General features: G+C 62.6%; 22 protein-coding genes. 3 read left to right on the top strand and 19 right to left on the bottom strand.

The features are described from left to right. Positions 1-2 precede the first annotated feature (2 nt). From ccmE to ccmA, 5 genes are read right to left on the bottom strand one after another with little or no spacing between them, the layout of a single operon-like run. On the bottom strand, positions 3-458 hold the full coding sequence (gene ccmE / locus K3F44_RS02880) for a cytochrome c maturation protein CcmE (protein ID WP_103436670.1): 456 nt from the start codon (positions 456-458) through the stop codon (positions 3-5). Next, positions 455-631, bottom strand: a complete 177-nt coding sequence (gene ccmD, locus K3F44_RS02875; RefSeq protein ID WP_150569758.1) for a heme exporter protein CcmD — start codon at positions 629-631, stop codon at positions 455-457. Before ccmD ends, ccmE begins: the two co-directional genes overlap by 4 nt. Next, positions 628-1,395 (bottom strand): heme ABC transporter permease, encoded by a 768-nt coding sequence (locus K3F44_RS02870; RefSeq protein WP_101317917.1) that lies wholly within the window; start codon positions 1,393-1,395, stop codon positions 628-630. Before K3F44_RS02870 ends, ccmD begins: the two co-directional genes overlap by 4 nt. Positions 1,396-1,451: 56 nt before the next feature. After that, positions 1,452-2,120 (bottom strand): heme exporter protein CcmB, encoded by a 669-nt coding sequence (gene ccmB / locus K3F44_RS02865; RefSeq protein WP_101322971.1) that lies wholly within the window; start codon positions 2,118-2,120, stop codon positions 1,452-1,454. Further along, positions 2,117-2,749: a cytochrome c biogenesis heme-transporting ATPase CcmA gene (gene ccmA / locus K3F44_RS02860; RefSeq protein ID WP_220633300.1), complete on the bottom strand. Its 633-nt coding sequence runs from the start codon at positions 2,747-2,749 to the stop codon at positions 2,117-2,119. Before ccmA ends, ccmB begins: the two co-directional genes overlap by 4 nt. Before the next feature lie 145 nt (positions 2,750-2,894). On the opposite strand from ccmA, the gene K3F44_RS02855 reads away from it, so the two are divergent. The 3 genes from K3F44_RS02855 (at position 2,895) to K3F44_RS02845 (ending at position 7,643) form a co-directional block, all read left to right on the top strand. Further along, positions 2,895-4,460 (top strand): flagellar hook-length control protein FliK, encoded by a 1,566-nt coding sequence (locus K3F44_RS02855; RefSeq protein ID WP_220633299.1) that lies wholly within the window; start codon positions 2,895-2,897, stop codon positions 4,458-4,460. Next, positions 4,457-4,801: an EscU/YscU/HrcU family type III secretion system export apparatus switch protein gene (locus tag K3F44_RS02850; RefSeq protein WP_150569760.1), complete on the top strand. Its 345-nt coding sequence runs from the start codon at positions 4,457-4,459 to the stop codon at positions 4,799-4,801. The genes K3F44_RS02855 and K3F44_RS02850 overlap by 4 nt, the downstream gene beginning before the upstream one ends. A gap of 94 nt (positions 4,802-4,895) precedes the next feature. Further along, complete coding sequence (locus K3F44_RS02845; RefSeq protein ID WP_220633298.1) at positions 4,896-7,643, top strand: dermonecrotic toxin domain-containing protein; 2,748 nt, start codon at positions 4,896-4,898, stop codon at positions 7,641-7,643. A gap of 63 nt (positions 7,644-7,706) precedes the next feature. On the opposite strand, the gene K3F44_RS02840 is transcribed toward K3F44_RS02845, so the two are convergent. The 14 genes from K3F44_RS02840 to flhA form a co-directional block, all read right to left on the bottom strand. Next, positions 7,707-8,102 (bottom strand): DUF2802 domain-containing protein, encoded by a 396-nt coding sequence (locus K3F44_RS02840; protein WP_220633297.1) that lies wholly within the window; start codon positions 8,100-8,102, stop codon positions 7,707-7,709. 1 nt (position 8,103) lies between these two features. Continuing rightward, positions 8,104-8,583 (bottom strand): chemotaxis protein CheW, encoded by a 480-nt coding sequence (locus K3F44_RS02835; protein ID WP_101317903.1) that lies wholly within the window; start codon positions 8,581-8,583, stop codon positions 8,104-8,106. A 57-nt stretch (positions 8,584-8,640) separates the two neighbouring features. Then, positions 8,641-9,546 carry a CheW domain-containing protein gene (locus tag K3F44_RS02830; RefSeq protein ID WP_220633296.1) on the bottom strand — a complete coding sequence of 302 codons (906 nt, stop codon included), beginning with the start codon at positions 9,544-9,546 and terminating at the stop codon, positions 8,641-8,643. Beyond that, entirely contained in the window at positions 9,546-10,334 is a 789-nt protein-coding gene (locus tag K3F44_RS02825; RefSeq protein ID WP_101317899.1) for a ParA family protein, read from the bottom strand. Before K3F44_RS02825 ends, K3F44_RS02830 begins: the two co-directional genes overlap by 1 nt. 78 nt (positions 10,335-10,412) lie before the next feature. Beyond that, positions 10,413-11,270, bottom strand: a complete 858-nt coding sequence (gene motD, locus K3F44_RS02820) for a flagellar motor protein MotD (RefSeq protein ID WP_101317897.1) — start codon at positions 11,268-11,270, stop codon at positions 10,413-10,415. 3 nt (positions 11,271-11,273) lie between these two features. Beyond that, complete coding sequence (locus tag K3F44_RS02815; protein ID WP_101317895.1) at positions 11,274-12,014, bottom strand: flagellar motor protein; 741 nt, start codon at positions 12,012-12,014, stop codon at positions 11,274-11,276. Further along, complete coding sequence (locus K3F44_RS02810) at positions 12,014-13,138, bottom strand: chemotaxis response regulator protein-glutamate methylesterase (RefSeq protein WP_220633295.1); 1,125 nt, start codon at positions 13,136-13,138, stop codon at positions 12,014-12,016. Before K3F44_RS02810 ends, K3F44_RS02815 begins: the two co-directional genes overlap by 1 nt. A 46-nt stretch (positions 13,139-13,184) precedes the next feature. Then, the gene (locus K3F44_RS02805) at positions 13,185-15,389 is read right to left on the bottom strand and encodes a chemotaxis protein CheA (protein ID WP_220633294.1); all 2,205 of its coding nucleotides are present in this window, start codon (positions 15,387-15,389) and stop codon (positions 13,185-13,187) included. A 12-nt stretch (positions 15,390-15,401) separates the two neighbouring features. Beyond that, complete coding sequence (locus K3F44_RS02800; protein ID WP_103436662.1) at positions 15,402-16,190, bottom strand: protein phosphatase CheZ; 789 nt, start codon at positions 16,188-16,190, stop codon at positions 15,402-15,404. A gap of 18 nt (positions 16,191-16,208) precedes the next feature. Then, positions 16,209-16,583 carry a chemotaxis response regulator CheY gene (locus K3F44_RS02795; RefSeq protein WP_178080754.1) on the bottom strand — a complete coding sequence of 125 codons (375 nt, stop codon included), beginning with the start codon at positions 16,581-16,583 and terminating at the stop codon, positions 16,209-16,211. Between the two features lie 104 nt (positions 16,584-16,687). Then, a complete protein-coding gene (gene fliA / locus K3F44_RS02790; RefSeq protein WP_101317885.1) occupies positions 16,688-17,428 on the bottom strand; it encodes an RNA polymerase sigma factor FliA in 741 nt (246 codons plus the stop codon). Then, positions 17,425-18,258 carry a flagellar synthesis regulator FleN gene (fleN, locus tag K3F44_RS02785; protein ID WP_101317883.1) on the bottom strand — a complete coding sequence of 278 codons (834 nt, stop codon included), beginning with the start codon at positions 18,256-18,258 and terminating at the stop codon, positions 17,425-17,427. Before fleN ends, fliA begins: the two co-directional genes overlap by 4 nt. Positions 18,259-18,350: 92 nt before the next feature. Then, positions 18,351-19,661 carry a flagellar biosynthesis protein FlhF gene (flhF, locus tag K3F44_RS02780; protein WP_101317881.1) on the bottom strand — a complete coding sequence of 437 codons (1,311 nt, stop codon included), beginning with the start codon at positions 19,659-19,661 and terminating at the stop codon, positions 18,351-18,353. A gap of 11 nt (positions 19,662-19,672) precedes the next feature. Then, positions 19,673-21,802 (bottom strand): flagellar biosynthesis protein FlhA, encoded by a 2,130-nt coding sequence (gene flhA / locus K3F44_RS02775; protein WP_101317879.1) that lies wholly within the window; start codon positions 21,800-21,802, stop codon positions 19,673-19,675. Positions 21,803-21,842 lie beyond the last annotated feature (40 nt).

The raw sequence follows: 21,842 nt of genomic DNA, 5'->3' as shown, positions 1-21,842 counted from the left end.
ATTCATGGCTTCTGCTCCGCGCCGCTGGCCGCCTGGCCGCTTTCCTTGAGTGCTTTGGTCACCTCAGGCGGCATGTACTTTTCATCGTGCTTGGCCAGCACTTCATCCGCCACCACCACGCCATCGGCATTGAGCTTGCCCAAGGCAACGATGCCCTGCCCTTCACGGAACAGGTCCGGCAGGATGCCGCGATAGGTGATCGGCACCGACTTGTTGAAGTCGGTGACCACAAAGCGCACGTCGAGCGAGTCAGCCGAGCGCTGCACCGAGCCCTTCTCGACCATGCCACCGGCGCGAATGCGCGTGTCCAGCGGCGCTTCGCCGGTGGCGATCTGGGTCGGGGTGTAGAACAGGTTGATGTTCTGCTGCAGGGCACTCAGGGCAAAGCCAACGGCGACGCCGACCCCGACCAGCAGGGCGCCGATGAGCAACAGGCGTTTCTTGCGCTGCGGATTCACTGATTGTTCTCCCGGCGCAGACGACGCGCCTCTTCTTGCAGATAACGACGGCGGGCCAACAGTGGTGCGGCGACATTGAGCGCCAGCACTGCCAGGCAAATGCCGTAGGCCGACCATACGTACAAGCCGTGGTGGCCCATGGCGAGAAACTCGCTGAACGAGGCAAAATTCACGATGCTGCCCTCCGCCCCAGGCTGTTCAGCACTTCTTCACGAACCCAGCTGGCGCGGGCCTCGCGCTTGAGCACCTCGAGGCGCATGCGCAGCAGCAGCACAGCGCCGAAGAAGCAGTAGAAGCCAAGCCCGGTGAGCAGCAGCGGCAGCCACATTTCTGCGGGCATCGCCGGCTTTTCGGTGAGGGTGAAAGTCGCGCCCTGGTGCAGGGTGTTCCACCACTCCACCGAATACTTGATGATCGGGATGTTGATCACGCCCACGATCGCCAGCACCGCACAAGCCTTGGCCGAGCTGTCACGATTACTGATCGCCTGGCCCAGCGCAATGATGCCGAAGTACAGAAAAAGCAGGATCAGCATCGACGTTAGGCGCGCATCCCAGACCCACCAGCTACCCCAGGTCGGCTTGCCCCAGATGGCCCCGGTGACCAGCGCCACGGCGGTCATCCAGGCGCCGATGGGCGCCGCGCACTGCAGGGCAACGTCGGCGATCTTCATCTTCCACACCAGCCCGACCACACCAGCCACCGCCAGCAGCACATAGCAGGACTGCGCCAGCATGGCCGCCGGCACATGGATATAGATGATGCGGAAGCTGTTGCCCTGCTGGTAGTCCTGCGGCGCAAAGGCCAGGCCCCAGACCATGCCGACTGTCAGCAACAGCACAGCGGCCACCGTCAGCCAGGGCAGCATGCGCCCGCTGATGGCGTAGAACCATTTGGGCGAGCCGAGCTTGTGGAACCACGTCCAGCTTATTTTCATCAGGTACATCCGGTCTTGGCTGGGCCTTGAGCATTCTGCCGTAGGCCCAGATCTCGTTATTCGCCGACGCTGATCTTCAGGCCGGCCGCTATCGCAAAGGGTGCCAGGGTCACAGCCAGGGCAGTCAGGCTGGCCAGCCACAACAGGTGGCCAGTGGCGGGCATATTCTGCAACGCCGCTTGCAAGGCGCCACTGCCCAGGATCAATACTGGGATATACAACGGCAAAATCAGTAGCGCCAGTAACAAACCACCGCGTTTGAGGCCCACGGTCAGCGCCGCGCCCACTGCACCGAGCAGGCTCAGCACCGGCGTGCCCAGCAGCAGCGAGGCCAGCAGCACCGGCAGGCAGCTCGCCGGCAGGCCCAGCATCAGCGCCAGCAGCGGCGCCAACAATACCAGCGCCAGCCCGGAAAAGATCCAATGCGCCAGCACCTTGGCCAGCACCAACAACGCCAGTGGATGCGGCGACAGCACCCATTGCTCCAGCGAGCCGTCTTCAAAATCGCTGCGAAACAAGCCGTCCAACGACAGCAGTACCGCAAGCAGCGCGGCTACCCAGACCAGGCCAGGCGACAAGGTTTGCAACAATTGCGTCTCGGGGCCGACGGCAAGGGGGAACAACGCCACCACAATGGCGAAAAACACCAACGGGTTGGCCAGCTCGGCCGGGCGGCGGAACAGCAGGCGCGCTTCGCGGCGCAACAACAGGACGAATACACTCATGCGGCCCACTGCCCCACATTCAGTTCACGATAGCCGGCAGGCTTGAGCGTGAGACTGTGGTGCGTGGTCAACACCACTGTGCCGCCCGCCTCGCAGTGCGCGGCCAGGTGCGCTTCAAGCTGCGCAACGCCCTGTTTGTCGAGGGCGGTGAACGGCTCATCGAGAATCCACAGTGGCGGCCCGGCCAGGTACAGCCGCGCCAGCGCCACCCGCCGCTGCTGGCCGGCGGACAGGGTGTGGCAGGGCACATCTTCAAAACCGCGCAGGCCGACTGCGGCCAGGGCCTGCCAGATCGCCTCGACACTGGCCGGCTGATGCAGCGCGCAGAGCCAGGCGAGGTTCTCTTCGGCCGTGAGCAAATCCTTGATACCCGCCGCATGACCGATCCACAGCAGGATGCTGGCCAGTGCCTGCGGCTGCTCGGCCAACGGCTGGCGATTGAGCTGGATCTGCCCGGCGGTGGGCTGCATCAGCCCGGCCAACAACCGCAGCAGGCTGGTTTTGCCGCTGCCGTTGGGGCCGCTGATCTGCAGCATGTCGCCTGGGCCCAGCTGAAAATCCAGGTGTTCAAACAGCAGGCGCCAGTCGCGCTCGCACGCCAGGCCGGTGGCTCGAAGGTCAAGGGTCACGGTACCGCCTTATTCTGTGTGGAGCCTGAGTCTCAAGTCGCCCCCTGGCCTGCCGTTATACTGACAGTGGTGGGCGACGTGGCCGGCATTATTACACGCGCCGCCGCGCTGCCAAGAGGGCTGCTTCGACAGGTTGTATACAATCATGACTGAAATCAATAGTCTCGGCGCACAAAGCGCAATCGCCCCGCAGGCAGCCAAAGCTGCCATGACCGGCGAACTGCTGCGCCTGCTGCAACCGCAGCCCGGGCTGATCGCGCCAGGCGAGACTGCCAAGGCCGAGGTCATGTCGCTGCGCCAGCTTGGCGTCGACTTTCAGTTGCTGCTGCGCCTGACTGCCGCCAATGGTACTCAGACCCAGGTCCAGACCACCGCCAGCCAACCATTGGCTCCGGGCAGCCAGCTGCTGCTGAGCCAGGCCGACAGCAATCGCCTGGCAGTCATGGTGCAGCAGGCCAACGCCAACAATGTCACCACCCTCACCCGCCTCGACACCAGCCAGGTGCCGATCGGTACCCTGCTGCAGGGCAAGGTCCTGAGCAACCAGGCATTGCCTGTCAACCCCGGTGAAACTGCCAGTTTTCGCGCGTTGGTCAGCCTGCTCAACAGCAGCCAGGCCGGCGCCACCCTGAGTATCGACAGCCCGCGCCCGTTGCCGGTGGGCAGCCTGCTCAGCGCTTTGGTGCAGGGCGACCAGTCACTGCGCTTCGTGCCGTTGAGCGGGCGTCAGGATCAGTTGCTGATCAGCCAGCAACTGGCCAACCAGCAGGCTCGGCAAGCTTCGCTGCCCGGTGTGCTCAGCGCATTGCAGCAGCTCGCCAGCGATCCCGACACGGCCAGCCTACTGCGCGCCAGCGCCGAGCGCCTGCTGGCCAGCCTGCCGGATGCGCGCCAGCTCAGCGACCCCAAAGGCGTGGCGCAGGCGCTGAGCAACAGTGGTGGTTTTCTTGAGGCGAAGCTGTTGGCCGGTTTGCCTGCGGGTATCGCCCCAGACCTCAAAGCGCAGTTGATCAGGCTGGTTGCGCAGGCGCTGCCGAACGCCGCCAACCCCATGAGCAACCCCACCGTTGCTGCCAATACCTTGGCACAGGTGATGCCCGGCTTCGCCCGCAGTGCACTGGGCATGCTTGACCGGGTCAGCCCCCGACCGCAACCAGGCAGTTTCCCGCTACCGTCACGGTTGCTGCAGAGCCTGGAGCAGGAAGGCGATCTGGAGCAACTGCTGCGTCTGGCTGCGGCTGCCGTGTCGCGCTTGCAGAGCCACGCCCTGAGCAGCCTGCAACAGACCGGTGTGAGCGAAAACGGTAACCTGCAGACCACCTGGCAGGCCGAAATCCCGATCCGCCACGGCCAGGAGTTCATCCCTTTGCAAGCGAAGCTGCAGCGCGAAGAAACCCCGCAGCAGCAGGCTGACGGCCAGCGCGAGCAACGCGATCCGCTCGAGTCGTTGTGGCGCATCGAGCTGGCCTTCGACCTGCCGCCGCTCGGCCCGTTACAGGTGCAGGCGCAGCTCAGTCAGGGCCGCTTGTCCGGGCAATTGTGGGCGGAACTTGCGCAGACCGCGCAATTGATCGACAGCCAACTGGGCAGTTTGCGCACACGCCTGCTTGATCGCGGTCTCGAAGTCGGTGACCTGCAATGCCACACTGGCACGCCGCCACAAGGTCCGAAAACACGTGTCGAACAACGCTGGGTGGATGAGACCGCATGAGTGACAAGCAATCACGTCAGGCCATTGCCCTGAGCTATGACGGCCAACAGGCACCGACATTGAGCGCAAAAGGTGACGATGAGCTGGCTGAGGCGATCCTGGCGATTGCCCGCGAGCACGACGTGCCCATCTACGAGAACGCCGAACTGGTGCGCCTGCTGGCACGCCTGGAACTGGGCGAGCAGATCCCCGAGGCGCTGTACCTGACCATCGCCGAGATCATTGCCTTTGCCTGGCAGCTACGCGGCAAGGTCCCGGTCGGGTTTGCCGAGGCTGATGCGACACCGCGCGACATCACCCCGCCCACTGCCCTGCTGGCGCCGCCGGCCAAACGTGGCTGAAATACAGCTAGGGGACCTGCAAGCAGACATAATTAACGCTGGCTGACAACACAGTTCAGTCACCGTCGTGCCTCAATTCTCTGAGGCCTGCATCATGCCCATCCCCAACCTCGGCCAGGACGGCATCCAGTTCGTCCGCGACCATCTTGCCAAACTACCGCGTGCAGACCGCGCGGCCACCGCCGAACTGCGTAAATGGCTGCAAGCCAAGGGCATCCAGCATCCGCCGGAACAGCTCGACGTGGTGACCTTGCATTATCAGCTGGGCGCCGATTATGGCTGGACCGGCGTGGTAGCGCAGAAACTCAGCTTGACCGAGGCCTTGCTCTGCAACTACCAAGCGCCTGAAAACAACGCGCTGCCGCACATGCTCGAAGACAATCAGCCGGCGGGTTCGGATCGCATCATCCGCCTGGTCGACAAACTGCGTCCTCCGCATCAGCCGGGCGCGATCAACTACTACGTGTTCAGCGGCATCTTTCGCCGGACCCAGCCACAAACCTATGAACACGCCACGCACATTCCTGTGCAGATGCAGGACTTGCAGGCTTTTGTCTGGGATCTGGACTTTCACACACACTACACCGCAACGCTGAAGAGCTACTGGCGCCAGCATCTGGAGGAATTTGGCCAGTGCCTCAAGCTGAATTTCATCGCCGCCTGCAACAAACAGGCGGCCGAGGGCAGCCTGAGCGAGGACGCGGTCAGGCTTGCCTGGCAAGTGGCAAGACTGGAAGAAACCGCCCCGGCAGCCGTGCAGGCGCGGATACTCAACGTCTACGGCTACCCCGCCACGGACCTCGTCTGCTTCAAACGCAGGGGTGTCGACCGAGTCCTGCTGTACATCCCCGGCAACACCTCACCGCTGCACGAGTTTGCCTCCCACGGCGAGTTACAGGACTGGTTTGCACAGCAATGCCAGGATCCGGCCAAACGCCTGGCGCTGCACGCCCACTTCAATCAGGCCGACACGCCGGATTGCCTCAGTTTCAGCGGTCTGAGCACGGCGCTGGAAGGCCTTGGAGCCTACCCGCAAGTACTACCTCTGGACGCCAATCGCCCTGGTTTCACCACAGCAGGCACTTGGCCGCCGCGCGACTACGTCAATTACAAAGGTAAAACCTACAGCCCGCGCCTTGAAGGCCCTTTATTTGCAACGCTGGCCAAGCGTTATCGCCAACGCAGCTTCCAGGATGCCGACTTCCTGATCAAAAGCGACAGCGATGTGAGCAAGGCCAGATGGCGCGGGTATCTGGATTCAACCTTGACTTACCTGGCCCCACTGGCGCTGGCAGTACCTGAACTGTGGCCGTTGTTTGCCATAGGTGGCGTTGCCCAGTTCGGCCTGGGCCTTGATCAGGCGATCAACGGCAAGTCACTACAGGAGCAAACCGAGGGCGTCAGCGCCGCCGAGTTCGGCCTGCTCAATGCCCTGCCGCTGGTCGAGCAGTTGGCCAGCGACAAGCCGCTGTTGTTCGCCTTCAAGCAGGATCGCTTCGTCAGGCCCAGCCGGATCAACGAGCAGTGGGGATATCCGCTCAGTCCGCTCGATCCGCCACGGCTGCCGCCGGCAGATGCCAGTGAGTTCTTCCGCAGCGACAACACCATTGCGCCGTTGCCAGGTGGTGACGACAACGTGGCAGGTGCGGTGATCAGGATCTCCCACTACACCGGCGAGCCAGATACGCTGCAAGCCTCACTCTATGGCTACTCGATCGAGGTGCTGTATGACGTCGAGCAGGATGCGTTCATTACCGGAAGCGATCTCAACGAGGTCAATCCCACCTACATGACCGCCCCCACACAGGGGCGCGACCTGATCTCGGTCGACCGCGCCACGCGAACGGTCAGCGATGCAACGCGCATGCGCACCTTGCGCGCGCTGGGGGTGGATCTGGAGTTGCCGGTCCAGTTGCCACTGCCGACTGCCGACAGCCTGCAGCCGATCCCCAGACAAGTCTTGAGTGTCTGGGTGGGCAACGACCCGATTCCGCCTCAGCTGTTGAGCAACATTGCCAACAACGCGACCAGGGTTGAACGCAGCGGCTGGGCGTTCCGTCTGTATCTCTCCAGCGCCGACAGCGATGCCTTCAGCGGCAATCTGCGGCAATTGACGGAGCAGGCACCGAGCCTGCGCGTGTTGCCTCTGGAGGAACAGCCATTCTTTGCCACATTCCGCAGGTCACCCGCCTACCGCCAGTACGAAGCCGCTCTGCAGGGCAACGGCGGGGTCGCCCGCAACTACGCTTCGGCGGCAGATGTGCTGCGCTATCCGCTACTCAAAGAAGAAGGTGGGCTGTACATGGATATCGACGACCGTTTGTTTGCTCCCGGCGAACATCCTGCAGACCGCCAGCCGGCTGGCGCCGAGCCGATCGAACCACTGAATCAATTCGAGCTGGCGACCACTGTCGATGGCCTGCTGCTGTCGACACCGATGTCCAACGAGAAGATGGGCATGGACTGCCTGTACAACAACAGCTTTCTCGGCAGCCGCGCAGGCAATCCGACCTTGGACGCTATCAGTGCAGAAATGAATGAGCGGTTTCTCGCACAGCCGGAGTTTTACAACAGCAAGCCACGGCTGGAAGAGGACCGCCGGGCGTTTTACCAATACGCCAATACCCTGTCCCGCTTGACCGGGCCGGCGCTGCTGAGCACGGTCGTTGATCGGCAGTTGCCGGCGATGCGCACATTGCGCAACTTGAACAATCTTTACTGCATGCGCCCGCAGAACTTCTGGAGCCTGCTGAGCATTGAGCAGTACCAGAGCGCGGTGCAGAGATATCTGCCGCTGAACCGGATTGCCGAGACTGGGGGGTTCAATTCCTGGGCGCACTGACAGGACTTGGCGGCTGGATTGGGGCTGCTTTGCAGCCCTTTCCGACCGGTCCGACGCTATCTTTCAGTCACTGCCATGCAACTTGCGCATCAGCTCGGCCTCGGCCTGGGTCAAACCACAGGTCTGAGTCAGCTCGCTGACACTGGCGCCCATGCCAACCAGCTTGGCCGCCTGGGAAAAGGTCACATCATTGGGATCGCGCTGCTCCAGTTGTTGCAGCTTGTCCGGCAACGGCGCGACCACAGCGCGCAATTCATGGATCGCCTCGCCCATGCGCACCGTGCCGTTCTGGTAATCGTCCACCCGCTTGGCCAGCTCCTTGATCCGCTGGTCACGCACGGCATCACCTTGAGCCTGTTGCGCAGCCAGCTCACGCTGGCGCTTGCTGTAGTTGAGAAAAAAACACAGGCTCAGCGCCCAAAGCAGCGCCAGTAAGATGACAGCAGCTTCGAAAATCAACTCAGATATTCTCCAGCTCTGACCATTCTTCCTCGGTCATCATCTTGTCCAGCTCGACCAGGATCAACAGCTCGCCGTTCTTGTTGCACACGCCCTGGATGAACTTGGCCGACTCTTCGTTACCCACGTTCGGCGCGGTTTCGATTTCCGACTGACGCAGGTAAACCACTTCGGCAACGCTGTCGACCAGAATGCCGACCACTTGCTTGTCGGCTTCGATGATCACCACACGAGTATTGTCGGTGACCTCGGTCGGCACCAGGCCAAAGCGCTGGCGGGTGTCGATCACGGTGACGACGTTGCCGCGCAGGTTGATGATGCCCAGCACATAGCTCGGCGCACCCGGCACTGGCGCGATCTCGGTGTAACGCAGAACTTCCTGCACCTGCATGACGTTGATGCCGTAGGACTCGTTGTCCAGACGGAAGGTAACCCACTGCAGAATCGGATCTTCAGAACCCTGTGCGGACGACTTTTTCATTCCCCTACCCTCAAATGCCGCCAGCGGCGGTGTGCTCGGTGCGGCCGTGGCCGCGAATTATTGGTGTTTGGCGTGCATCTGCTTGACGGCGCCGCTGGCGATCAACTCGGCCAGTTCAGCGACGTCGAGCAACGCACACATGTGTTCGATGACCGTGCCAGCCAGCCAGGGCCGCTGCCCGCGCTGACTACGCCACTTGATCTCGTTGGGGTCCAGGCGCAACGAGCGGCTGACCTGGTGCACCGCCAGCCCCCATTCGTAGCCCTGCACCGAAATCACGTACTGCAAGCCCTGGCGGAAGTCGTCGCGGTAGCGATCGGGCATCACCCAACGCGCCGTATCGAGTACCTTGAGGTTGCCCGCCTGGCAGGTGAGGATGCCCAGGAACCAGTCCGGCTGACCGAACAGTGGGGTCAGCTCCTGCCCGGCCAGGGTGTAGATCGAGCCCAGGCACACCAGCGGCACCGCGAGGGTCAGCCCGGCTACATCGAACAACAGGCATTCGAACGGCTCCGCGGCCCAGGCCGGACGACCATCGCTGGTCGTAGGCGGCGTCGGCACATTGGCTGCCGGCAAGTGCACTTCGACCAGCGGCGCGACCGGCTCAGACGCTTCGACCTCGGTCAGCAACGGAATGCTCGCCTCGGCCACCACCGTAGTCTCGACAACGCTCAGCACCGGCTCTGGCGCGGCCACAGCGGGGGCCAGCACTGTCGGCAGCAGCTTGGCCTGCGGCTCGGCAAACGGCCTGGCGCCAGCTACGTCGACAACAGCAGCCTTGCGCTGGGCATCACGTGCCTGCTCTTCGCGCACGGCGGCTTCGAAGTCGCTGCTCGGCGCCTCCTCGACCACTACCGCTGGCAGGTCAAGGTCGAACGGCTCGGTAGCCTCCTGCAACAGGCCATCGAGGTAACTCTGCAAGGCCAGTTGCGGTTTGCTGGCAAGCTGTTGCGCGTGTTTCATCAGGCCACCTGCAATGCGGGTTTGTAGGTGAGCATATGTTTGAGCAAGGCCCGATAGGCCACAACGCCGCGGCTCTTGCCATCGAACTGCGATGGTGTGACCCCGGCCCGGCTGGCATCGCGCAGGCGCGTGTCGACCGGGATATAGCCCTGCCAGACGCTGTCGGCATAGGTATCACGCAGCACCTTGAGGGTGCCCAGTGATGCCTGGGTGCGACGGTCGAACAGGGTCGGCACGATCTGATACGGCAGCGCCTGCTTGCGCGAGCGGTTGATCATTGCCAAGGTGCCGACCATGCGCTCCAGGCCTTTGACGGCGAGGAACTCGGTCTGCACCGGGATCACCAACTGCTGGCTGGCAGCCAACGCGTTAACCATCAGCACGCCGAGCAACGGCGGGCTGTCGATCAGGGCAAAGTCGAAATCCTGCCACAGCTGCGCCAGACTCTTGGCGATCACCAGGCCCAGGCCACTCTGACCCGGCGACTGCCGCTCGAGCACCGCCAGCGCTGTGCTCGACGGCAGCAGCGAGATACGTTCGTGGCTGGTCGGCAGCAGCAACTGCCCCGGCAAGCCCTCGGGCACCGTGCCCTTGTGCAGGAACAGGTCGTAGCAGCTGTGCTCCAGCGCATCCGGGTTATGCCCGAAATAGCTGGTCATAGAGCCGTGCGGGTCGAGATCGACAACGACCACGCGCTTGCCCGCATCGGCCAGCAAGCCGGCCAGGGCGATGGTTGTGGTGGTCTTGCCGACGCCACCTTTTTGATTGGCTACTGCCCAGACTCTCATGGTGCGCTGCTTCCTCCCGGTATGGCCGCCTGCCCTCCCGGGAACGGTGTGAAATTCTGTGACGGGGATTTGACGGGGCTAGCCCCCTCCCGCCGCTACTGCGCTTGGCGGTGCACTTTGTGTGCCAGCCCGGCGCATCGCCGCATCCGGGGTCGCATTGGCGCTGCCGGTTGCGGTCAGGCTGCGGCGTACTTCCAGGTTGCGCGAAATCACCAGCACGACCCGTCGATTGCGCGCACGGCCTTCGGCCGTATCGTTGCTGGCGACCGGTTGATACTCGCCATAGCCGACCGAGGCCATGCGCCCGGGATTGACGCCGTTCATGGCCAACAGGCGGACGATACTGGCCGCACGCGAGGCCGACAGTTCCCAGTTGGTCGGGTACTGCGCAGTGCGGATCGGCAGGTTGTCGGTAAAGCCCTCGACGTGCACCGGGTTGGCGAACGGCTTGAGGATATTCGCCACCTTCTCGATGATCGCGAATGCAGCGTCGCTGGGCATGGCATCGCCACTGCCAAACAACAGCGCCGAATTCAGCTCAACCTCGACCCACAGTTCGTTGCCGCGCACGGTCATCTGGTTGGAGCTGATCAAATCGCCGAAAGCGCTGCGCACATCATCGCTGATGGTCTGCAGCGGGTCGGCGCTGGTCTGGCCGAGGCCCGCATCGGTCTGCTCGCTGTCTTTGATCAACGGCTCGGCTGGCTTGATGCTGAGCGGCTGTTCTTCGCCGATCGGGATGGCCCGCATAGCCCGCTCAGGGTCATTGAACACGCCGAGCAAGGCCTGCGAGACGACCTTGTACTTGCCCTCGTTGATCGAAGAGATCGAATACATGACCACGAAAAAAGCAAACAGCAGCGTGATGAAGTCGGCGTACGACACCAGCCAGCGCTCGTGATTCTCGGGTTCTTCGGTATGGCGACGGCGACGCATGGCTTACTCCATGAAGCCTTGCAGCTTCAGCTCGATCGAGCGTGGGTTTTCGCCTTCGGCGATCGACAGCAGGCCTTCGAGGAGCATCTCGCGGTAGCGTGACTGACGCATGACGATGGCTTTGAGCTTGTTGGCGACCGGCAGCAGGATCAGGTTGGCACTGGCCACGCCATAGATGGTGGCGACAAACGCCACGGCGATGCCGTTGCCCAGTTGGGACGGGTCGGCCAGGTTGCCCATGACATGGATCAGGCCCATTACAGCACCGATGATGCCGATGGTCGGCGCATAGCCGCCCATGCTTTCGAACACTTTTGCCGCCTGGATATCGCGGCTTTCCTGGGTCAGGAAATCCACCTCGAGGATGCTCCGGATAGCCTCCGGCTCGGCGCCGTCGACCAGCAGTTGCAAGCCCTTGCGCGCATACGGATCAGGCTCGCCGTCAGCCACGCCTTCCAGGCCGAGCAGGCCCTCCTTGCGTGCGGTCAGGCTCCAATTGACTACCCGATCGATACCACCGGCCAGGTCGACCCGCGGCGGGAAGATGATCCAGCGAGCGATCTGCAGCGCACGCTTGAACGACGGCAGCGGTGCCTGCAGCATGGCCGCGCCGAGGGTGCCGCCGAGCACGATCAACGCAGCTGGCGCGTTGAGCAGCGCACCGACATGCCCGCCCTCGAGGAAGTTGCCGCCGACAATGGCGACGAAAGCGAGGATCAGGCCGATCAGGCTGAGTACGTCCATCAGACGCAGGCCTCGACCAGGTGCCTGCCGATATCGTCGAGACTGTACACCGCGTCGGCCAGGTTGGCCTTGACGATGGCCATGGGCATGCCATAGATCACGCAGCTGGCTTCGTCCTGCGCCCACACCGTGCTACCGCCCTGCTTGAGCAGGCGCGCACCTTCACGGCCATCCGCGCCCATGCCGGTAAGTACTACCGACAGGACCTTGTCACCGTAGGACTTGGCCGCCGAGCCGAAGGTGATATCCACACATGGCTTGTAGTTGAGGCGCTCGTCGCCCGGCAGGATTTTCACCATGCCGCGGCCATCGACCATCATCTGCTTGCCGCCAGGCGCCAGCAGCGCCAGACCTGGGCGCAGCATGTCGCCGTCTTCGGCTTCCTTGACGTTGATCCGGCAGAGCTTGTCGAGGCGTTCGGCAAAAGCCTTGGTGAACGCCGCGGGCATGTGCTGGATCAACACGATCGGTGCCGGGAAGCTGGCGGGCAGTTGCGTCAGGACACGCTGCAGCGCAACCGGGCCACCGGTCGAGGTGCCGATGGCAACCAGCTTGTAGGGCTTGCGCTTGGGCGCCGGCGAATGCGCCGCAGCAGGCGCTGCCGGGCTACGCACGGGAGCAGGCGTCGGAGTGCGCGCCGCAGGTGTGTGGCCAAGGCTGCTGGCCGGTGCAGGGCTGCTCGCGGCTGGCGCGGGCGCCGGTGCGGCATAGCTGCTCAGGCGGCGGTTGCTGCGCGAGATGGTATGTACCTTCTCGCAGAGCATCTGTTTGACCTTTTCTGGGTTCCGCGAAATGTCTTCGAAGTTTTTCGGCAGGTAGTCGACCGCCCCGGCATCCAGCGCGTCGAGGGTTACCCGGGCGCCTTCATGGGTCAGCGACGAGAACATCAACACCGGCGTCGGGCAGCGCTGCATGATGTGCCGCACCGCGGTGATGCCGTCCATCATGGGCATTTCATAGTCCATGGTGATGACATCGGGCTTGAGCGACAGCGCCTGGTCGATTGCTTCCTTGCCATTGGTCGCGGTACCCACAACCTGGATTGTCGGGTCGGACGAGAGAATTTCCGAAACGCGCCGGCGGAAGAAACCGGAATCATCCACCACCAGGACCTTGACTGCCATAAACACTCCATTAGATGGCGCAACCGCGAGGCTGCGCCACCGAAAATCAATAACGCTTGGCGGCGTAACGCTTGAGCATGCTCGGGACGTCGAGGATCAACGCAATCCGGCCATCGCCAGTGATCGTCGCGCCAGACATGCCCGGGGTGCCCTGCAGCATCTTGCCCAGCGGCTTGATCACCACCTCTTCCTGGCCGACCAGCTGGTCGACCACAAAGCCGATGCGCTGGGTGCCGACCGAGAGGATCACCACATGGCCCTCGTGCTGCTCTTCATGCACCTGGCCCTGGACCAGCCATCGCTTGAGGTAGAACAGCGGCAGCGCCTTGTCGCGGACGATGACCACTTCCTGGCCGTCGACGACATTGGTGCGCGACAGGTCGAGGTGGAAGATCTCGTTGACGTTGACCAGCGGGAAGGCAAACGCCTGGTTGGCCAGCATCACCATCAGGGTCGGCATGATCGCCAGGGTCAGCGGCACCTTGATGACGATCTTCGAACCCTGGCCCTTGGCCGAGTAGATGTTGATCGAGCCGTTGAGCTGGGAAATCTTGGTTTTCACCACGTCCATGCCGACGCCGCGGCCGGACACGTCGGAAATCTCGGTCTTGGTCGAGAAGCCCGGGGCAAAGATCAGGTTGTAGCAGTCCGATTCGCTCAGGCGCTCGGCGGCGTCCTTGTCCATCAGGCCTTTTTCCACGGCCTTGGCACGCAGCACGTTGGGGTCCATGCCTTTGCCGTCGTCCGAGATCGACAGCAGGATATGGTCACCTTCCTGTTCGGCCGACAGCACCACCTTGCCGGTGCGAGCCTTGCCTGAGGCGTCGCGCTCGTCGGGCATTTCGATGCCGTGGTCGACCGCGTTGCGCACCAAGTGGACCAACGGGTCGGCCAGAGCCTCGACGAGGTTCTTGTCGAGGTCGGTTTCTTCGCCGACCAGCTCCAGGTTGATTTCCTTCTTGAGCTGGCGGGCAAGGTCGCGAACCAGTCGCGGGAACCGCCCGAAGACTTTCTTGATCGGCTGCATGCGGGTCTTCATCACCGCAGTCTGCAGGTCGGCCGTGACCACATCGAGGTTGGACACAGCCTTGGACATGGCTTCGTCGCCGCTGTTCAGGCCCAGGCGCACCAGCCGGTTACGCACCAGCACCAGCTCGCCAACCATGTTCATGATCTCATCCAGCCGCGCGGTGTCGACGCGTACGGTCGTCTCGGCTTCGCTGGCGTGCTTTTCTGCGGGCGCTGCTGGCGCTGGCGCACGTGCCGGGGCCGCTGGCGCAGGCTTGGCAGCTGCTGCGGGTGCAGCAGGCTTGGGCGCAGCTTTCACCTCAGCCTTGGCTGCTGCCGGCGCAACGGCCACAGCAGCCGCTTCGGCAGCGTCGGTCGAGAACTTGCCTTTGCCGTGCAGCTCATCGAGCAGCGCTTCGAACTCGTGCTCGCTGATTTCGTCGCCGCTGGCAGCCGGCGCGGGGCTGGCTGCAGCCTCGGCAACCGCAGCAGTCGGCAGCGCATCGGCAGCGAAGGTGCCCTTGCCATGCAACTGGTCGAGCAATGCTTCGAATTCGTCGTCGGTAATCTCGTCACCGGCCGGCGCTGGCACGACAGCCTCGGGAGCGACCGTGGCCGCCTCGACCGAGAACTGGCCCTTGCCGTGCAGTTGATCGAGCAGAGATTCGAATTCGGCGTCGGTGATTTCATCCGACTCGGCGCTGGCTGCACCTGGCTGCGGCTGTTCAGCAGCCTCGGCCTCGGCCTTGACCGCATCGAGCGAGTCGAGCAGTTGTTCGAACTCGGTGTCGGTGATGTCTTCCTCGACCACCGCTGGCTCAGGCTCGACCACCGCGGCAGGCGCTGGCGTCGCACCCGGCTCGGCCAGACGCGACAGCGCTGCCAGCAACTCGCGGGAAGCCGGGGTCACCTCGGTGCGTTCGCGCACCTGGCCGAACATGCTGTTGACCGAATCCAGCGCTTCCAGAACCACGTCCATCAGCTCGGCGTCGACCCTGCGCTCACCTTTGCGCAGGATGTCGAAGACGTTCTCGGCAATGTGGCAGCACTCCACCAGCTCATTGAGCTGGAGGAAGCCGGCGCCCCCTTTTACAGTGTGAAAACCGCGGAAAATCGCATTGAGCAGGTCGGCATCATCCGGTCGGCTTTCCAGCTCGACCAATTGCTCGGACAACAACTCAAGAATTTCCCCGGCTTCTACCAGGAAATCCTGAAGGATTTCTTCATCGGCGCCGAAGCTCATTAAACGTGCTCCCTAAAAACCAAGGCTGGACAGCAGATCGTCGACATCGTCCTGACCGGACACAACGTCTTCACGCTTATCGGCATGAATCTGCGGACCTTCACCCCGAGTCGGATGTTTTTCTTGATCTTTTTCAGCACGCAACTGATCGTGGTCATGTTCGATACCGGCAAAGCGGTCGACTTGACTGGCCATCAGCACGAGCTTGAGCAGATTGCTTTCTACTTCGGTGACCAACGCGGTGACGCGTTTGATCACCTGGCCGGTCAGGTCCTGATAGTCCTGAGCCAGCAAGATGTCGTTGAGATGCCCGGACACCTTGCGGTTGCCCTCGGCACTGTGCGTCAGGAAACTGTCGACTCGTTTGACCAGATCGCGAAACTCCGGCGCGGCCACTTCACGGCGCATGAAGCGCTGCCAGTCAGTGCTCAGCGCCTGGGCCTCACCGGCCAGGTCGTTGAGTACCGGGGTGCTCGCTTCGACCAGGTCCATGGTGCGGTTGGCGGCACCCTCGGTCAGCTTGACCACGTAGGACAAACGCTCGGTGGCATCGGTGATCTGCGAGACTTCCTCGGCCTGCGGCATTGCCGGGTCGATCTGGAAACTGACGATCGCACTGTGCAGCTCGCGGGTCAGTTTGCCGACTTCCTGGTACAGGCCACGGTCGCGTGTCTGGTTGAGCTGATGAATCAGCTGCACCGCATCGCCAAACCGGCCGCGCTCAAGGCTCTCGACCAGTTCCTGAGCGTGCTTCTTCAGGGTGTTTTCAAACTCACCCAAAGAGTTGTTGTTAGAGTCCATGGCGCCCCCTGGCGTGATTTAGCTATTCACGCGTTCGAAGATCTTTTCGATCTTCTCTTTGAGCACCTGGGCGGTGAACGGCTTGACCACGTAACCATTGACGCCGGCCTGGGCCGCTTCGATGATCTGATCACGCTTGGCTTCGGCAGTTACCATCAGCACCGGCAGATGCTTGAGACGCTCATCGGCACGCACTTTGCGCAGCAGGTCGATGCCGGACATGCCGGGCATGTTCCAGTCGGTGACGAGGAAGTCAAAATGGCCGCTTTCGAGCATCGGCATGGCGGTCAGGCCATCGTCGGCTTCCTGGGTATTGGTGAAGCCCAGATCACGCAAGAGGTTCTTGATGATCCGCCGCATCGTCGAAAAGTCGTCAACGATGAGGATTTTCATGTCTTTGTTCAATTAGACCTCCAAGCAGTCTTAAACGCGCTCGGCCCCGAGCGCGCATTCAATCAATTCGGTACACCGTCAAAACGACTGCAGCGACCCCGGTTTCAACGCGCTCGCCATTCACCCAGCCGGCTGCGCAGACGTGCCGCGCATTGGCTGTGCAGCTGGCTGACACGCGACTCGCTGACCCCCAGCACCTCACCGATTTCTTTGAGGTTGAGCTCTTCGTCGTAGTACAGCGCCAGCACCAACCGCTCGCGTTCCGGCAGGTTGGCGATCGCATCGGTCAACGCCGTCTGGAAGCGTTCTTCTTCCAGATCACGCGACGGTTCGACCTGCGCACTGGCGCCATCCTCGTGCAGACCTTCATGTTCGCCGTCCTGCAACAGGTCGTCGAAACTGAACAGTCGGCTGCCCAGGGTATCGTTCAGAATCCCGTAATAATCATCGAGACCTAATTGGAGTTCGGCAGCAACCTCGTGATCTTTAGCGTCGCGACCGGTTCTTGCTTCAACAGCGCGCATCGCGTCGCTGACCATACGGGTATTGCGGTGCACCGAACGTGGCGCCCAGTCACCCTTGCGGACCTCGTCGAGCATGGCGCCACGGATGCGGATACCGGCGTAGGTTTCAAAGCTGGCGCCCTTGCTGGCATCGTATTTGTTGGACACTTCGAGCAGGCCGATCATGCCGGCCTGGATCAGATCCTCGACCTGCACGTTGGCCGGCAAGCGCGCCAGCAGGTGGTAAGCGATGCGCTTGACCAGCGGCGCGTAACGCTCGACCAACTCGTACTGGGCGTCCTTGGAAGCCTTGCTGTACATCTGAAAACCGCTTGCACTCATAGCACTGGTCCCGCACTGGTGGGCTGCACCAGGCGCTCGACGAAGAACTCCAGATGCCCACGAGGGTTGGCAGGCAGCGGCCAGCTATCGACCTTCTGCGCGATGGCCTTGAACGCCAGCGCACACTTGGAGCGAGGGAAGGCTTCGTAAACTGCACGCTGCTTCTGCACCGCCTTGCGCACGCATTCGTCGTACGGCACGGCGCCGACGTATTGTAGTGCGACGTCAAGGAAGCGGTCCGTGACCTTGGTCAACTTGGCGAACAGGTTGCGCCCTTCCTGCGGGCTCTGGGCCATGTTGGCAAGGACGCGGAAACGGTTCATCCCATAGTCGCGATTGAGCAGTTTGATCAGCGCGTAGGCGTCGGTGATCGAGGTCGGCTCGTCGCACACCACCAGCAGCACTTCCTGCGCGGCGCGGACGAAGCTCACCACCGAATCGCCGATACCGGCAGCGGTGTCGATGACCAGCACGTCGAGGTTGTCACCAATCTCGCTGAAGGCCTGGATCAGCCCGGCGTGTTGCGCCGGCTGCAGGTGGACCATGCTCTGGGTGCCCGAGGCGGCCGGCACGATGCGTACCCCGCCAGGCCCCTGCAGGAGCACGTCGCGCAACTCGCAGCGGCCTTCGATGACGTCGGCCAGGGTGTGCTTGGGCGTCAGCCCCAGCAGCACGTCGACGTTGGCCAGACCCAGATCGGCGTCCAGCAACATGACCCGGCGGCCGAGTTCGGCCAACGCCAGGGACAGGTTGACTGAAACGTTGGTCTTGCCGACGCCACCTTTGCCACCGGTCACGGCGATAACCTGTACGGGATGCATGCTACCCATATTTGTTCTTTACCTTGTCGCGCTTGAACCGAGGCCACATGGAGGGCTGTGATTAAAGCCCTTGCTGTAGGTACTTTGCATTGTGTTCATCTTCAACCCACGCGTTTGCCGGAGTTGTGGTACAGATCAGCGAACATATCGGCCATGGCCTCTTCGCTGGGGTCTTCCTGCATTTGCACGCTGACGGCGCGGCTGACCAGTTGGTGCTTGCGCGGCAGGTGCAGGTCGTCAGGAATACGCGGGCCGTCGGTAAGATAGGCCACGGGCAGTTCATGACTGATCGCCAGGCTCAGTACTTCACCGAGACAAGCGGTTTCATCAAGCTTGGTCAGGATGCAGCCAGCCAGGCCACAGCGCTTGTAGCTGTGATAGGCGGCGGTCAGCACCTGTTTCTGGCTGGTGGTTGCCAGGACCAGATAATTCTTCGAAGCGATACCGCGCCCGGCGAGCGTCTCCAGCTGCATGCGCAGGGCCGGATCACTGGCCTGCAGGCCGGCGGTATCGATCAGCACCACACGCTTGCGCAGCAGCGGCTCCAGGGCCTGGGCGAGGGACTCGCCCGGGTCGACGTAGGTCACCGACACGTTGAGGATGCGGCCCAGGGTCTTGAGTTGCTCCTGAGCGCCGATACGGAAGCTGTCCATGCTCACCAGCGCCAGGTTCTGCGCGCCGTACTTGAGCACATAACGCGCTGCCAGCTTGGCCAGGGTGGTGGTCTTGCCCATGCCGGCCGGGCCAACCATGGCAATTACCCCGCCCTCCTCGATCGGTTCGATCTCGGGTACATCGATCATTCGCGCCAGGTGCGCGAGGATCATCCGCCAGGCTTGCCGCGGCTCATCGATTTCGCCGGTCAGGTCGAGCAGTTCACGGGCCAAGGCACCGGTCAGGCCAACACGCTGCAGGCGCCGCCAGAGGTTGGCCTGCAGCGGTTTGCTGCCCTGCAACTGGCTCCAGGCAAGCGAGCCGAGCTGTACTTCGAGCAGTTCACGCAGGCCGGACAGCTCCGAGCGCATGGCATCGAACAGGCGCGGATCAACCGGCGCCACTGCCGGCGCAGCCGGGGCGGCGGGCTGCTCGACGTGCGGCTCGACCAAGGGCTCGGAAGCGGTCAGCGAGAGGCCGGCAAACAACTGACGGTTGCCGTCATCGGCATCGCTGCGGCTGCTCAGTTCGGCCTGGGCGGTAGCGATGCGCGACTGGGTCTTGCGCAGCTCGTCTTCAAGCTCGGGGTTGGGCACCCGCGGCGCCAGCGCCGACAGCTTGTAGTCCAGTGCAGCGGTCAGCTCAACGCCGCCGGCGATGCGCCGGTTACCGATGATAGCGGCATCGGAGCCAAGCTCATCGCGGACCAGCTTCATGGCCTGACGCATATCTGCGGCGAAAAAACGCTTAACTTGCATACTCCACTACCTCAGCCGTTCGGGCCCACGGTGGCAACGATGGTGACTTGCTTGTTGTCAGGTATTTCCTGATACGCCAAAACATGCAAATTCGGTACAGCCAGGCGGCCGAAGCGCGACAGCATCGCCCGGATCGGCCCGGCTACCAGAAGGATAGCTGGCTGACCTTGCATCTCCTGACGCTGGGCCGCTTCGATAAGCGAACGCTGTAGCTTTTCGGCCATGCTCGGTTCAAGAAGAACACCATCTTCCTGACCTTGCCCGGCCCTTTGCAGACTATTGAGCAAAATCTGTTCCAACCTTGGCTCCAAGGTGATAACAGGCAGCTCGGACTCAACGCCGACAATGCTTTGCACGATGGCGCGACACAATCCGACGCGCACTGCGGCGACCAGCGCGGCATTATCTTGACTCTTGCCAGCGTTGTTGGCGATAGCTTCGGCAATGCTGCGGATATCGCGCACCGGCACTTGCTCGGAGAGCAGAGCCTGCAGGACCTTGAGCAGCCCCGACAAGGAAATGACACCCGGCACCAGCTCTTCGGCAAGCTTCGGCGAGGCCTTGGCCAGTACTTGCAACAGTTGTTGGACTTCCTCGTGACCGATCAGTTCGTGGCAGTGCTTCTGCAGAATCTGGTTCAAGTGGGTCGCCACTACGGTGCTGGCATCGACCACGGTGTAGCCCAGCGACTGCGCCTGCGCACGCTGGCCGATGTCGATCCAAACCGCCTCCAGGCCGAACGCCGGGTCACGCGCGGCGATACCATTGAGGGTACCGAACACCTGACCTGGGTTGATTGCAAGCTCGCGATCCGGGTAGATCTCGGCTTCCGCGAGGATTACCCCCATCAGGGTCAGACGATAGGCACTGGGCTGCAGGTCGAGGTTGTCGCGAATGTGCACGGTCGGCATGAGGAAGCCCAGATCCTGCGAGAGCTTCTTGCGCACGCCCTTGATCCGCGCCAGCAACTGGCCGCCCTGGTTGCGGTCGACCAGCGGGATAAGCCGATAGCCTACTTCCAGGCCGATCATGTCAATCGGAGTGACGTCGTCCCAGCCCAGCTCCTTGGTGTCCATTGCGCGCTGCGGGGATGGCAGCAGATCCTGCTGGCGCTGCACTTCTTCCAGCGCCTTGACCGCCTTGACCTGCTGTTTGCGCCAGACCAGATAGGCGCCACCGGCGGCCATTACACCGAGGCTGAGGAAGGCCACATGCGGCATCCCCGGGACCAGGCCCATGACGATCATGATGCCGGCCGACACGCCCAAGGCTTTTGGCGAGTCGAACATCTGCCGGTTGATCAGCTTGCCCATGTCCTCGGAGCCCGAGGCGCGCGTCACCATGATTGCGGCGGCGGTGGACAACAGCAAGGATGGCAACTGCGCCACCAAACCGTCACCAATGGTCAGCAACGCGTAGACCTTACCGGCCTCCCCGCCCGACATGCCGTGCGAGAGGATACCGATCAGCACGCCGCCGATGAGGTTGATGAACAGGATCAGCAGGCCGGCAATGGCGTCGCCGCGAACGAACTTGCTGGCACCGTCCATAGAGCCGTAGAACTCGGCTTCCTGGGCGACTTCGGCGCGGCGCGCCTTGGCCTGGGCCTGATCGATCAGGCCGGCGTTGAGGTCGGCGTCGATCGCCATCTGTTTGCCGGGCATGGCATCGAGGGTGAAGCGCGCGCTGACTTCAGAGATACGCCCGGCGCCCTTGGTCACCACCACGAAGTTGATGATCATGAGGATGGCGAACACCACGGCACCGACCACGTAGTTGCCGCCGATCACCACCTCACCAAAGGCCTGGATGACCTTGCCCGCCGAGCCATGGCCCTCGTGGCCGTGCAGCAGCACCACCCGCGTCGAGGCGACGTTGAGCGCTAGGCGCAACAGCGTCGCTACCAGCAGAATGGTCGGGAAGGCGGCGAAGTCCAGCGGCCGCAGGGCATATACGCAGACCAGCAGCACCACCAGCGACAGGGCGATGTTGAAGGTGAAGAACACGTCGAGCAGGAACGGCGGGATCGGCAACATCATCATTGCCAACATCACCAACAGCAACAACGGCACACCCAGGTTGCCCCGACCGAGTCCGCTCAGGTTGCTGCGCGCGTTGCTGATTAACTGACTGCGATCCACCGCGATTCCTCTTCAAGCAAAACTTTGACGCCTGTAGAGC

The sequence above is a fragment of the Pseudomonas sp. S07E 245 genome, assembly GCF_019599025.1.
In the GTDB taxonomy this organism is placed as follows: Bacteria; Pseudomonadota; Gammaproteobacteria; order Pseudomonadales; family Pseudomonadaceae; genus Aquipseudomonas; species Aquipseudomonas shirazensis.
Note: the sequence above shows the minus strand (reverse complement) of the source record. Positions and strands in the feature narration are given on the sequence as shown.